Here is a 12,188-nt window from a genome sequence, read left to right as displayed (position 1 = left end):
GGGCCCTCATGGGTCGGGGAGATCGGATTGTATCGAGCTGGATTGTGACGGTTGGGTTGGCTGCGGTGCCTTCCCTGACTTAGACAGCGCCAGCACGAAGCGCAGGAAATGATTGTGATGGGTTCGCCACCAGCCCCCAGGCCCACCCTCCAGTCGGCCTGGAATCTCTACGTGGCCCACTGGCGCACCTACCTGGCTCTGCAGCTCACGCTTCTGGCCCTGGCGCTGGTCTCGGTCCTGATCAGCCTGCTCATCACCTTCATCGCCGTGGCGGTGACCGCCGGTGTCTCAGCGGATCTCAGGGAAGGCGTGACCCAGCTGGTGTCGTCGGTGCTGAACCTGCCCTTCTCCCTCCTGTACCAGCTGCTGGCCGGCCTGGTGGGCGTGCTGATCTCCGCTTTGCCGGCGCTTTGGTTCGCCACGGGCCACCATCCGCTCTACCGGGAGGGTCTGGCCCTGCTTCGCTCCGATCCCCGCCGCTATCTCCTGGCCGGACTGCTGGCCTCCCTGGCGGGTGGCTTCGGCATCCTGCTCTGTCTGATTCCCGGCCTGATCGTGATGGCGCTCACCCCCATCTACGTGCGGCGGGTGTTCACCACCGACGAACCGATCTGGCCGGCCTTCCTGAACTGTTTCAGGGATCTTTTCTCCAGCCCTCACAGCTGGGGGCTGGTCGGCTATGAGCTGCTCTCGCTGCTGCTGATCGCCATCTCCGCCCTGTTCTGCCTGGTGCCCCTGCTGGTGACCGTGCCCCTGGCTGCGATCTTCATTCAGCAGTACCTGGCTGCCTGGCAGATCGGCGAGCCTCCGTCGGAAGAGGTTTCCGCCGCGCCGGTTTGACGGCTGCGGAAATCCTTACGGCTACTCAGAGGGCGGTCACCAGGGCGCGGAAATGTTCCCCTCGTGCTTCGAAATCCCTGTACTGATCGAAGCTGGCGCAGGCCGGCGAGAGCAGAACCGTGGGACAGCCCAGGCTCCGTGACAGCTGCCGGGCCAGGGGCACCGCCTCAGCCTGGCCCACCACCTGACGGACCGTACCGGCATAGCCGCTGCCCTCCAGCAGGTCTGCGAAGGCTTCCCGGGCGGCGCCGAACAGGATCACAGCGGCCGCCTGTCGCCCGAGGGCCTCGAGCCAGGCCCTGGGATCACCCTGTTTGATCTCACCCCCCGCCAGCACCACCATCGGCCCTTCCACGGCCGTGATCCCCACCTCGGCGGCGTCGTAGTTGGTGGCTTTGCTGTCGTTGAACCAGCGCACCCCATCCAGCATCCGGATCTGCTCCAGGCGATGGGGCACCCCGGGAAAACTGCGCAGGGCGGCTTCGATCGAGGCTGGCGCCAGCCCCAGTTTCAGAGCCGCGCCGGCAGCCAGCAGCATGTTCTGACGGTTGTGGGCTCCAGGCAGGGCGAGGGCGGTGACCGGAAAGAGCGGCCCCTCGGCCGCGATCACCATCCCCTGATCGATCCAGAGGCTGGGCTGCAGATCGGCATCCAGCTCCTGACGGGGGCCTGCAGTCACCCAGTCGGCCCGGTCCCAGCTGCTGGCATGGGCACGCAGATCGGCATCATCGGCGTTCAGCAGACGCTCGGTGGAGTTCTCCAGCAGGATGCGCTTGATCGCCCGGTACCGATCGAGGGTTCCGTGACGCTCGAGATGGTCAGGGGTGAGCGTGGTCCAGAGGCCGAGCTGGGGGGCCAGCTCCGGCGACGCTTCGATCTGGTAGCTGCTCAGCTCCACCACCAGCCAGTCGGGGCGGCTTGCCCCCGCACTGCGCCGCTCGAGCAGCAACTCGGTGGCCGAAAGCCCCACATTGCCCACCATCGGCGCATCCAGCCCAGCCTGGCTGAGGATGTGGCTGAGCAGATGGGTGACGGTGGTCTTGCCGTTGGTGCCGGTGATGCCGATCCAGGGGATGCCGTCACTGGCGTCCCACGCCACCGACATCTCGCCGCAGACCCGCACACCCCGCTCCCTGAGGGCGACCAGCACCGGATGATCCCAGCGGATGCCGGGGCTGACCACCACACGGTCGTCACCGGCTTCGAGCTGGGCGAAGTGCTCGGAGTCCAGGGGCTGACCCAGCACGACCTCCACTCCCTGAACCCGCAGGGCTTCGGCCTGCTGCTCAAGCTGGGGAGTGCGGCGGCTCTCCATCACCAGCACCCGCCGGCCGGAGTTTCGCAACAGCCGGGCGGCACCGGCGCCGGATCGTCCCAGGCCGATCACCACCGCCAGGGGGTGTGACGTGCTGGACATCCTGACTCCTGGTGCAGAGGATTCAGTGGGCGATACTGGAATCGAACCAGTGACTCCTACCGTGTCAAGGTAGTGCTCTACCTCTGAGCTAATCGCCCGGGTTCGGGAACTAAAGTCCCCGTCGGTACGACCCGGGATTCACGGCTCCTCAACGGCGCCACCGAGATCGAGCAGGAAACCTAGCAGTCGGCCTGCCGCATCTCAGCTGCGCTGAAGTTCGATGCGCCAGCGCTGCCGCTTGGTGGGCTGGATCGAGAGCACGGTCAGTTCTCCACGGTTCTCCAGCTGGATGCGGTCACCGGCTTTGAGACCGTGGCTGGGGCTGCCCGCAGGACGCCAGTTCACGCGGGTGGCGCCACGGCGCACCAGCTCGGCCATGCGACTGCGGGAGATCCCGAACCCCGCCGAGGCCACTGCATCGAGGCGCAGGGAGGCTTCCACGGTGGCCAGCTGGCGCGGGAGGGGCCTGGTGGGAGGCTGCAGCTGATCGACGGTTCGCGCCTCCAGCTCCACGTCAACGCTGCGCACCCTTGCCGTCGTGCCCTCCAGGCGCCCGGCCAGCTCGGGGCAGACGATGGCCTGGGCACCCCGGTCTCCCCGCATCCAGAGATCGCCCAGCTCGCTCTCGAGGGCGCCGGCCTGAAGCAGCGCGGCTCTGACATCGCCCGACACGGCTGGATCGAACAGGAAGTTGCCGCTGATCTCAAGACCGGCCAGGGGCGCCGGGGCCGGGCTCTCCCCAGCGGAGAGGTCACGGCGTTGGAGCAGCAGACGGCAGCGTTCGGCCTGCTGCCTGCCACCCTCGGCTCTGAGATGCAGTTCGCTGAGGCTGCCCAGTCGCTCCATCGCCTCCTCCCGGGCCGTGGCGGAGAGGAACCCCGACCAGAGCGGCTGCCAGTGGCCCAAGGCCTGCTCGGCCAGGGTGATCAGGGGCTCGAGTGCGGCCGGATCACGGCTGCCGAGCAGCAGGTCGGCCCTGGGCAGCCTCGGCAGCGCGGAGTTGGTGGGGATCAGGCTCATCCTTCCCCCAGACGCACCACCGCCTGGGGTCCGGCCTGCTGGATCAACAGCCAGGGAATGTCCTGCCCAGGGCTGCTCTCCACCACCAGCAGCCAGCTGCCTTCCTCGAGGCGGTTGCGCAGGCCGCGGATCCGGTCATCGGCCTCCGAGCGGACGCTGGCAGCGGCGGCGTAGCTGCCCATCCAGCCCGACCCCATGCCCAGGAGACCGCCGATCAGGGGTTCGCCGTAAGTGCCTGCAAAGGAAAAGGTGTGAAGGTCGGTGATGAAGGTGAACATCATGCCGGCGAAGAAGCCGAAGGGCATCAGCCAGCGCACCATGCTGCGCTGCCGCCGCTGCCGGGCCAGGGAGGGGTTGAGCAGCTCCACGCCATCGATGCTGGCTTCCCCTTCCCCCAGGGCCACCAGTTGCCGTGGAGCGGGCCGGAGTTCAGCGAGCTGATCGCGCAACCGGTGCAGCCTGCGCCGGTCCTTCATCACCACCACCACCGACAGTCCCAAGACCGTGCACCCAAAGGCCCGATTCTCGGCGTTGGCGAAGGGTGCCGTGGCCACCGCTCACTACACTTCACCCCCGGCAGTGTCTGGCGTTCTCCAGGCCCCCCTTGTTCTTCTCCCCTGGTCATGACAAAGGTTCTGGTTTCCGATCCCATCGACCAGACGGGGATCGACATCCTCTCCCAGGTGGCCCAGGTGGATGTTCGCACTGGCTTGCCACCGGAACAGTTGCAGCAGATCATCGGCGACTACGACGCCCTGATGATCCGCTCAGGCACCCAGGTGACAGCAGCCATCATCGAGGCCGCCGGTCGGCTGAAGATCATCGGGCGTGCCGGCGTCGGCGTCGACAATGTCGATGTGGAAGCCGCCACCCAGCGGGGGGTGCTGGTGGTGAACTCTCCGGAGGGCAACACGATCGCCGCCGCCGAGCATGCACTGGCGATGATGCTTTCTCTCTCCCGCCATGTGCCCCAGGCCCATGTCAGCACCATGGCCGGTGGCTGGGACCGCAAGAAATACGTCGGCAACGAGCTCTACAAGAAGAAGCTGGGGGTGGTCGGACTGGGCAAGATCGGCTCTCACGTGGCCCGCGTCGCCAAGGCCATGGGCATGGAGGTGCTGGCCTATGACCCCTACATCTCCGCCGAGCGCGCCCAGCTTCTTCAGGTGCGTCTGATGGCGATCGGTCCCCTCTTCGCCGAAGCTGACTTCGTCAGTCTGCACCTGCCTCGCACTCCCGACACCGAAAACCTGGTCAATGCGGAGTTGCTGGCCACGATGAAGCCCACGGCTCGTCTGGTGAACTGCGCCCGGGGCGGCATCGTCGATGAGAAGGCCCTGGCCGAGGCCGTGAGCTCAGGCACCATCGCCGGCGCTGCCCTCGACGTCTACGGCAACGAACCCCTTGAGGCCGACTCCCCACTGCGCCAGGTGGACGACCGGCTGATCCTCACGCCCCATCTCGGTGCCTCCACGGAGGAAGCCCAGGAGAACGTCTCGGTCGATGTGGCGGAGCAGATCCGCGACGTGCTGCTCGGGCTCCCCGCCCGCAGTGCCGTGAACATCCCCGGCCTGACCCCGGAGGTGATGGAGCGGCTCAAGCCCCACCTTCAGCTGGCGGAAACCCTCGGCCTGCTGCTCAGTCAGCTGGCCGGTGGTTCGATCCAGGATCTCGAGGTGAGGCTCCAGGGCGAATTCGCCAACCATCCCTCCCAGCCGCTGGTGGTGGCCGCCCTCAAGGGTCTGCTCTCCAGTGCTCTCGGTGATCGCATCAACTACGTGAACGCCGCCATCGAAGCCCGCAGCCGCGGCATCCACGTGCTGGAGGTCAAGGACGACGCCAGCCGCGACTTCGCGGGCGGCTCCCTCCAGCTCACTTGCCGCGGCGGCCAGGGCAGCCACAGCGTGACCGGGGCAGTCTTCGCCGATGGCGATCTGCGCATCACCACCATTGATGAGTTTCCCGTCAACGTGATGCCGACCCGGCACATGCTGATCACCCGCCACCGCGACATGCCCGGGATCATCGGCAACATCGGCTCGCTGCTGGGCGAGCACAACGTCAACATCGCTTCGATGCAGGTGGGGCGCCGCATTGTCCGTGGCGACGCGGTGATGGTGCTCAGCCTCGACGATCCGATCCCCCCCAGCCTGCTGGCCTCGATCCATGGGATCAACGGGATCCAGGAAGCTCATCCCGTCACGCTCTGAGTCCACTCGCCATGCCCACGACTCCCCGCTGGTGGCGTCTGGAGATGGAGGCGCCCCCAGAGCTGGAGGAATCCCTGCTCTGGAAGCTGCCATCCCTCGGCATCCGTCGGGTGGCCATCCAGTTCAGCCCCGACCAACCCAGTAACCACCAACTGGTGGCCTGGCTGCCGGAAGCCGACTGGCCGGAGCAGGAGCACCGCCGGCTGGCCCAGCAGCTCGAGCGCCTCGCCGAGCCATTCGGGCTGACACTTCCCCCCCTGGGCTGGCGGCTTCAGGACGAGGAGGACTGGAGCCTGAGCTGGAAGCGCCACTGGCAACCCGATCCGGTGGGCGAACGGCTGCTCATTCTTCCCGCCTGGCTGGAGCCGCCCCGGGAGCATGCCGGCCGGGCTGTGATCCGGATCGATCCGGGCAGCGCCTTCGGCACCGGCAGTCACCCCACCACCCGCCTCTGCCTGGAGGCGATCGAGCGGCTTGAGCCGATTGACCAGCGGGTGGCTGATCTGGGCTGCGGCAGCGGCATCCTTGGCCTCGGCGCCCTGAGGCTTGGAGCGCGCAGTGTGGCTGCGGCCGACACGGATCCTCTGGCCGTGCGCGCCACGGGCAGCAACGGAGCCCTCAACGGCTATCCAGTGGTTGCCGGGGGAGCGCTGCAGGTGGTCGAAGGATCGGTGCAGGAGCTGGCGGGCCTGTTGGGTGAGGGAGGTCAGGCCGATCTGTTGCTCTGCAACATCCTCGCGCCGGTGATCGCGGAGCTGGCAGGGCACTTCCACGCGCTGCTGGCCCCGGGCGGGCGCGGCCTGCTCAGCGGCCTGCTGGTGGATCAGGCCGAGGAGCTGCGCCGACTGCTCGCCCTCCATGGCTGGAGTGCCGATCTGGTGGCTTCCCAGGGGGGCTGGGGACTGCTGGAGATCCAGTGGTGCCGCGCTGTGATCCCCGCTGATGTCGCATAAATCACGCTTATGCGTGCCCACCCTTTGATTGGGCTTCCGGGGCTGCGCCGCCAGGAGCGCCGTCAATGCCCCGGTCCGATGTAGGACGGTGCGGTCCTACAGGCCCTGAACGCTCAGGAGTCTGTGAGCCCCAATCCTTTCCATGGCTTCCTACAAGGTCACCCTCATCAACGAGAGCGAGGGACTCAACAAGACCATCGAGGTTCCCGACGATCAGTACATCCTCGATGCGGCCGAGGAGCAGGGCATCGATCTGCCCTACTCCTGCCGTGCTGGCGCCTGCTCCACCTGCGCCGGCAAGCTCAGCACCGGCACAGTCGACCAGTCGGACCAGAGCTTCCTCGACGACGACCAGATCGAAGCCGGCTTCGTGCTGACCTGCGTGGCTTACCCCACCTCCGACTGCACCATCAAGACCCACGCCGAAGAAGAGCTCTACTGAGCTCCTGGCCTGGCTTGGCTTGAATCCAGACCCCTTCTCTGCCACCCTTCTGGGTGGCTTTTTCATGGCCGTGCAGGTGGACACCCTGATGGAGCCGGGCAGCGAGCACTGCAGCCCTGGTGGTCAGTACAGCTTCCGGGTGCTGGGCCCCTGCTGTCGTCTCTTCGACCGCGAAGAGCTGCCATGGCCCTGCTGCCGCCTGGCCTGGCGCAGCAAGGAACCCAGCTGGCGCCGCATCGGCCGGCGCTTCGTGGCCGATCTGGCCTCCAGGCGTTGCCCCTCCTACGCCGTGGAGCTGCTCCAGCCGGGCGCCAGGCCCACCTGCACCGTCCTCACCCTCTTTCCCCAGCGACTGGCCCCTGCCCTGCAGGAGTGGTGGTACAGCAAGCAGCCAGGGTCCATGGATGCCGCCAATGTGAGCCCACCCGATCTGGCCGAGGTGGCCTGAAGCACGACCTGGGAACGCGCCCGATGGCCCCATAAAAAAAACCGTGGCCCCGAGGACCACGGCGAAGCAGGGGAAGGCCGGCTCAGAAGTAAACCTTGCCGCCGCCCCACTGGGTTCCGCTCACCTTCGGGGCCACCAGGATGTAGCCGGCGATCACGCGCAGGTCGTCATCGTCGAGATCGCGCATCTTCACGAACACGTCGCTGCTGCGGAGGCTGGGGTGCACATCGGCGATGCTGTACTCCCCGTCATAGGACGTTGGGTCTTTGATGAAGTCGACCAGGGACTCAACCGAGTCGCGGGCGGGGGTGGCCAGGGAGAGGGTTTCGGGATCGAGCCCCACGTTGTAGTTGGTCTTGGTGACCCCGCCGGCATGGCAGGTGCCACAGCTGTCGTTGAACAGTTTGCGGCCGGTCTTGATCTCCGCTTCGCTGAAGGTGACCAGGTTGCCGTCCGGGTCACCCGGCACCGTCAGGGTGGCGGTGTCCCATTGGGCGGCCTGGGCAGCAGTCACGCACAAACCAAGACTGAGCAGAAGCGCCAGGGGCAGAACCAGCAGGGTCCGGGCAACCGCCCGAAGGGCAGTGGGAACAAAAGAGGCCATGAAGGGAGCCGGCGAAAAGGCGGTGGGCACCGCACCTGAGACCTTGTATCACGGGGGAAGGGCCCCCCGGCCTGGAATCAAGAACTGTTGCAGCGATCACCGTTGACCGAGGGCCTTTCAGAGGGCCTCAGCGTCGCCTGCGGGGTTCACGTCGAGGCGGAGGAAGTCCTTGGCCACAAGGGTGTTCGGGAAGATCGACCGGGCCTCGTTCACCAGGTCTTCGGGGGTGAAGGCGTTGCCGGCCACATAACGGGGACTGAGGTGGGTGAGCACCAGTTGCTTGACCCCCGCCAGCGCCGCTGTCTGGGCGGCCATGGTGCTGGTGGAGTGCTGGCGCTGGAAGGCCATTTCCGCCTCGCTGTGGGCGAAGGTGGATTCATGGATCAGCAGGTCCGCGCCCCGGGCCAGCTCCACGGCCGCTTCGCTGAACACCGTGTCGGTGCAATACACCACGCTCGAGCCCGGTCGGTCGGGTCCGCAGAGGGTCTCTCCCCGGATGACCCGCCCGTCATCCAGGCAGACCTCCCGCCCGGCCTTGAGCTCGGCATAGATCGGTCCAGGCGGAATCCCCAGCTCCCGGGCCTTCTGCACATCGAAGCGACCGGCGCGGGGTTTCTGCTCCACCCGGTAGGCGTAGGCGGGGACCCTGTGGGTGAGCGGGGCGCAGGTCACCACCAGGTCGTCGTCATCGAGCAGCACCGCTCCGGCGTGGGCGGCCCTGTGCACCCGGTGGGTGCGCAGGGGGTATCCGATCCGGGTCGAGGAGGTGCGCAGCACTCCCTCGAGGTAGTCGCGCAGGGGGTCAGGACCGTAGAGATCGACGCCGCTGCAGGCGCCCGCCAGTCCGAGGCTGGCCAGGAGCCCCGGCAGCCCGAACACATGGTCGCCGTGCATGTGGGTGATGAAGATGCGCCGCAGCTGCGACACCCTCAGCTCACTGCGCAGGAACTGATGCTGGGTTCCCTCGCCGCAGTCGAACAGCCAGAGCTCGGCCCGTTGCGGCAGGCGCAGGGCCACGGCCGAGACATTCCTGGAACGGGTGGGCACACCCGAACTGGTGCCCAGAAAGGTGACTTGCACTCAGGCTGACCCTTTGGCGCATGCTGCCACGTCACGCTCTGTCCGGGACGGCTCTGGCGTGACCGGCATGCGCTGGTCACAATGGCGCGCACGTTGCATGGCTGCCGGCATTGATGGCTGTTTCCAAGATCGGTCGGATCCATTGCCCCACCGGGCTTATCACCCGTGGTCCCAGGGCCGTTCGATCCCTGCTCCTGGCTGCGGCCCTGCTGCCGCAGGTGCTGCTGACGGGGCCGGAGGGGTTGGCCGGTGCTCCGGCCGGGGCGCAGAACGTGGCGGCCCTTGACGCCCTCGAACCCCTGATGGCCAGCCGGGCCACCAATCCCCAGCTGCGGGTGCTGCTGCTCGATCAGCCGGCGATCCGGGTGGCGGGCAACAGCGGTCTGCGCCTGCGCGATGCCAGGGGAAGGGAGCTGCTGCAGATGCCCGCCTGGGCCACCCTGACCCTCCGCCAGGTCGGGGGGCGGATCGAGGCCCGACCCTCGGCTGTGGCCAAGGGCCGCCCCGGCAGCCTCACCCTCAGCGAACTCTGGCTGGAGCCACTGCCTGGTTCAGTTGGCTCGGCCAGTCTTCAGATCGAGAAGCGTCGCTACAGGGGCCGGCTTCAGGTGAGAGCGAACGCCTCGAAGCTGCGGGCCATCAATGTCATCCCTCTCGAAACCTATCTGCCCAGTGTTGTGGGCAGTGAAATGCCAGCCAGCTGGCCCCTGGAGGCCCTGCGGGCCCAGGCGGTGGCGGCGCGCACCTACGCCCTGCGCCACCGCAAACCCTCGGCGCCGTTCGATCTTCACGCCACGGTCACGAGCCAGGCCTACAAGGGCCTTGAGGCAGAAACCACCTCCACCAGAGAGGCCGTGCGCAGCACGCAGGGTCTGGTGCTGATGCACGGCAACAGCCTGATCAACGCTGTTTTTCACAGCAGCAGCGGCGGCAGCACCGAGAACAGCGGTGATCTCTGGTCGCGCCAGTTGCCCTATCTGGTGAGCGTCCCCGACTACGACGACTCCAGCCCCGTGGCCCGCTGGGAGAAAACCCTCTCCCCACAGCAGCTGGCCCGGGCCTTTGCCGAGATCGGAGGCGCCCGCCGCATCGATGTCCTCTCCACCACTGGCAGCGGCCGGGTGCGTCAGGCCCGGGTGATCGGGCCCTCCGGAGCACTGGTGCTCAGCGGTGCCCAGTTGCGCAAACGGCTCGGGTTGCGCAGCACGCTGGTGCGCTTCAAGGCGGCCCCCTTCACCTTCTCCGGCCCGTCCCTGGCCGGCAGGAGCCAGCCCCGACCGATCGCACTGACAACCCAGTTGAATCCTGGCCTGGGCTCGCTGCCTGCTTCACCACCTCCCCGTCCCCTGGCACCGCCCTCGCCGGTGATCATCGCCGTGGGTCGGGGCTTCGGCCACGGAGTGGGCATGAGTCAGTGGGGGGCCTTTGCTCTGGCCCAGCAGGGCAAGAGGTTTGAGCAGATCCTGCAGCACTACTACCGCGGGGTGGAGGTGCAACCGTTGCGCGCTGGATCCGGACCCCTGGCCTCCGGCACGGCTGCTGGGCGAGGCTCTTAAGCTCGGTTCCTGCAGCCGCAGCAGTGGATGGGCTGCTCTCTCCGCCTCCCTCCGGTGCCATCGCTTGCCCCTCCCGCCTGGTTGGCCGATCGCTTTGAGGTCTTCGAGCGACCGTCCCGCCTGGCCGAGCGCGTCGCTGAGCTGCTGGAGCAGGAACTCAGCGCCGCCCCGGCGCGCCCCCTGGGTCTGGCCACGGGCCGCACCATGGAGCCCGTCTACGATGCCCTTGTGCAGCGGCTGCTGGCCCTGTCGCCGCAGCGGCTGAAGGCCCTTCAAGTGGGCTGGCGCAGTTTCAACCTGGATGAGTACATCGGGCTGGGGCCCACCGATTCAGGTTCCTTCGCCCTGGAGATGTCCCGCCAGCTGGTCCGTCCCCTCGGACTTGAGCCTGGCTGTGTCCGCTTGCCCGATGGTCTGGCCGAGGATCCGTCAGCTGAGGCCTCTCGCTACGCCGCAGCCGTCAGGGCGGCGGGGGGGATCGGGCTGCAGCTGCTGGGCCTGGGCAGCAATGGCCATGTGGGCTTCAACGAGCCCCCTTGTGGCCCGGAGGCGCCCTGCCGCAGCGTGGAGCTCAGCGCCGCCACCCGCAGCCACAACGCGGTGGCCTTCGCGGGTAACCCCTCCCGAGTGCCGGCTGGCGCGATCACCCTCGGCCTTGAGCAGATTCTTGGGGCCGAGCGCATCCTGCTGGTGGTGAGCGGTTCGGCCAAGGCGGGCATCCTGGCCAGGCTGCTGAGGGAGCCCCCGGGACCGTCGCTGCCGGCCAGCTGGCTGCAGGGGCATCCGGGCCTGCATCTGATCGTGGATCGGGCAGCCCTGGGGGGGTGAGCGGGGTTCAGCCCATCACAGCCTCCATCAGCTCCTCGTCCGCCTCCAGGTTGGAGGTGACGCTGCGCACGTCATCGAGCTCCTCAAGGGCATCGAGCATGCGCAGGCAGCGGCGCAGATGGTCGTCGCCTTCGAGTCGGCAGGGAGTGGCCGACACCCAGCGGGATTCCCAGTCACGCACGGGCCAGCCCAGCTGCCGCAGGCCGTGCTGAAGGGCCTCAAGGTCGGTGAAGGCGCAGAACACCTCCGCGCTCTCCCCCTCGAGGCTGTAGCCCAGCACCGGCGGCCCACCTTGATCCTCCAGGGTCAGCAGGCCCTCGAGCAGGTTGTCTTCAGCGGGCATCGGCGGCTCCAGCCTCACCACCCCCTGCTGCTCGAACAGGTACCCCACACAGCCGCTTTCCCCCAGGTTGCCCCCCTGTTTGCTGAAGGCCAGGCGCAGGTCGGCGGCGGTGCGGTTGCGGTTGTCGGTGAAGCACTCCACCAGCACGGCGACCCCACCGGGGCCGTAGCCCTCGTAGCGGATCGCTTCGAACTGGTCAGCTTCCCCGCCGCCCTGGCCTGAGCCCTTGGCGATGGCTCGCTCGATGTTGGAGCTGGGCATGCCGGCCGCCTTGGCCTTCTCGATGGCGGTGCGCAGCTGGAAGTTTCCGGCCGGGTCGGCCCCGTTCCGGGCCGCCACGGTGATCTCCCGCCCGAGGCGGGTGAAGACCACCCCGCGCCTGGCGTCGACCACGGCTTTCTGGCGTTTGATCTGGGCCCACTTGCTGTGGCCGGCCATGACGGATCG

The 12,188-nt window shown here is 67.7% G+C and carries 13 protein-coding genes and 1 tRNA gene; 7 read left to right on the top strand and 7 right to left on the bottom strand.

The annotated features are described in order from the left end of the window. Positions 1-117 precede the first annotated feature (117 nt). Complete coding sequence (locus KQ297_RS11010; protein WP_259739455.1) at positions 118-840, top strand: hypothetical protein; 723 nt, start codon at positions 118-120, stop codon at positions 838-840. Positions 841-865: 25 nt separating this feature from the next. Here the strand turns inward: KQ297_RS11010 and murD are convergent, their stop codons facing one another. The 4 genes from murD to KQ297_RS10990 all read right to left on the bottom strand — a co-directional run bounded on the left by murD (position 866) and on the right by KQ297_RS10990 (position 3,753). Next, on the bottom strand, positions 866-2,257 hold the full coding sequence (murD, locus tag KQ297_RS11005) for a UDP-N-acetylmuramoyl-L-alanine--D-glutamate ligase (protein ID WP_259739454.1): 1,392 nt from the start codon (positions 2,255-2,257) through the stop codon (positions 866-868). Between the two features lie 26 nt (positions 2,258-2,283). Next, a tRNA-Val gene (locus KQ297_RS11000) sits at positions 2,284-2,355 on the bottom strand. A gap of 103 nt (positions 2,356-2,458) precedes the next feature. After that, entirely contained in the window at positions 2,459-3,277 is an 819-nt protein-coding gene (locus KQ297_RS10995) for a photosystem II S4 domain protein (protein WP_259739453.1), read from the bottom strand. Next, the gene (locus tag KQ297_RS10990; protein ID WP_370593367.1) at positions 3,274-3,753 is read right to left on the bottom strand and encodes a hypothetical protein; all 480 of its coding nucleotides are present in this window, start codon (positions 3,751-3,753) and stop codon (positions 3,274-3,276) included. The genes KQ297_RS10995 and KQ297_RS10990 overlap by 4 nt, the downstream gene beginning before the upstream one ends. A gap of 147 nt (positions 3,754-3,900) precedes the next feature. Here KQ297_RS10990 and serA point away from each other — a divergent pair, with 147 nt between their 5' ends. The 4 genes from serA (at position 3,901) to KQ297_RS10970 (ending at position 7,330) form a co-directional block, all read left to right on the top strand. Beyond that, the gene (serA, locus tag KQ297_RS10985; protein ID WP_259739452.1) at positions 3,901-5,487 is read left to right on the top strand and encodes a phosphoglycerate dehydrogenase; all 1,587 of its coding nucleotides are present in this window, start codon (positions 3,901-3,903) and stop codon (positions 5,485-5,487) included. Between the two features lie 11 nt (positions 5,488-5,498). Beyond that, positions 5,499-6,440, top strand: a complete 942-nt coding sequence (gene prmA, locus KQ297_RS10980; RefSeq protein WP_259739451.1) for a 50S ribosomal protein L11 methyltransferase — start codon at positions 5,499-5,501, stop codon at positions 6,438-6,440. Between the two features lie 142 nt (positions 6,441-6,582). Next, complete coding sequence (locus KQ297_RS10975) at positions 6,583-6,882, top strand: ferredoxin (RefSeq protein WP_185465045.1); 300 nt, start codon at positions 6,583-6,585, stop codon at positions 6,880-6,882. 64 nt (positions 6,883-6,946) lie between these two features. After that, the gene (locus KQ297_RS10970) at positions 6,947-7,330 is read left to right on the top strand and encodes a hypothetical protein (RefSeq protein ID WP_185465044.1); all 384 of its coding nucleotides are present in this window, start codon (positions 6,947-6,949) and stop codon (positions 7,328-7,330) included. Between the two features lie 82 nt (positions 7,331-7,412). Here the strand turns inward: KQ297_RS10970 and psbV are convergent, their stop codons facing one another. Both psbV and rnz read right to left on the bottom strand, forming a co-directional pair. After that, on the bottom strand, positions 7,413-7,934 hold the full coding sequence (gene psbV / locus KQ297_RS10965; protein WP_259739450.1) for a photosystem II cytochrome c-550: 522 nt from the start codon (positions 7,932-7,934) through the stop codon (positions 7,413-7,415). A 117-nt stretch (positions 7,935-8,051) separates the two neighbouring features. Next, on the bottom strand, positions 8,052-9,014 hold the full coding sequence (rnz, locus tag KQ297_RS10960) for a ribonuclease Z (RefSeq protein WP_259739449.1): 963 nt from the start codon (positions 9,012-9,014) through the stop codon (positions 8,052-8,054). A gap of 113 nt (positions 9,015-9,127) precedes the next feature. On the opposite strand from rnz, the gene KQ297_RS10955 reads away from it, so the two are divergent. Both KQ297_RS10955 and KQ297_RS10950 read left to right on the top strand, forming a co-directional pair. After that, on the top strand, positions 9,128-10,570 hold the full coding sequence (locus KQ297_RS10955) for a SpoIID/LytB domain-containing protein (RefSeq protein ID WP_259739448.1): 1,443 nt from the start codon (positions 9,128-9,130) through the stop codon (positions 10,568-10,570). Between the two features lie 27 nt (positions 10,571-10,597). After that, complete coding sequence (locus tag KQ297_RS10950; RefSeq protein WP_259739447.1) at positions 10,598-11,398, top strand: glucosamine-6-phosphate deaminase; 801 nt, start codon at positions 10,598-10,600, stop codon at positions 11,396-11,398. A 7-nt stretch (positions 11,399-11,405) separates the two neighbouring features. On the opposite strand, the gene KQ297_RS10945 is transcribed toward KQ297_RS10950, so the two are convergent. Beyond that, the gene (locus KQ297_RS10945; protein ID WP_259739446.1) at positions 11,406-12,179 is read right to left on the bottom strand and encodes a YebC/PmpR family DNA-binding transcriptional regulator; all 774 of its coding nucleotides are present in this window, start codon (positions 12,177-12,179) and stop codon (positions 11,406-11,408) included. Positions 12,180-12,188 lie beyond the last annotated feature (9 nt).

The sequence above is a fragment of the Synechococcus sp. CS-205 genome, from assembly GCF_025128255.1.
Classification (GTDB): domain Bacteria; phylum Cyanobacteriota; class Cyanobacteriia; order PCC-6307; family Cyanobiaceae; genus Regnicoccus_A.
This window is presented reverse-complemented; position numbering and strand designations above follow the sequence as displayed.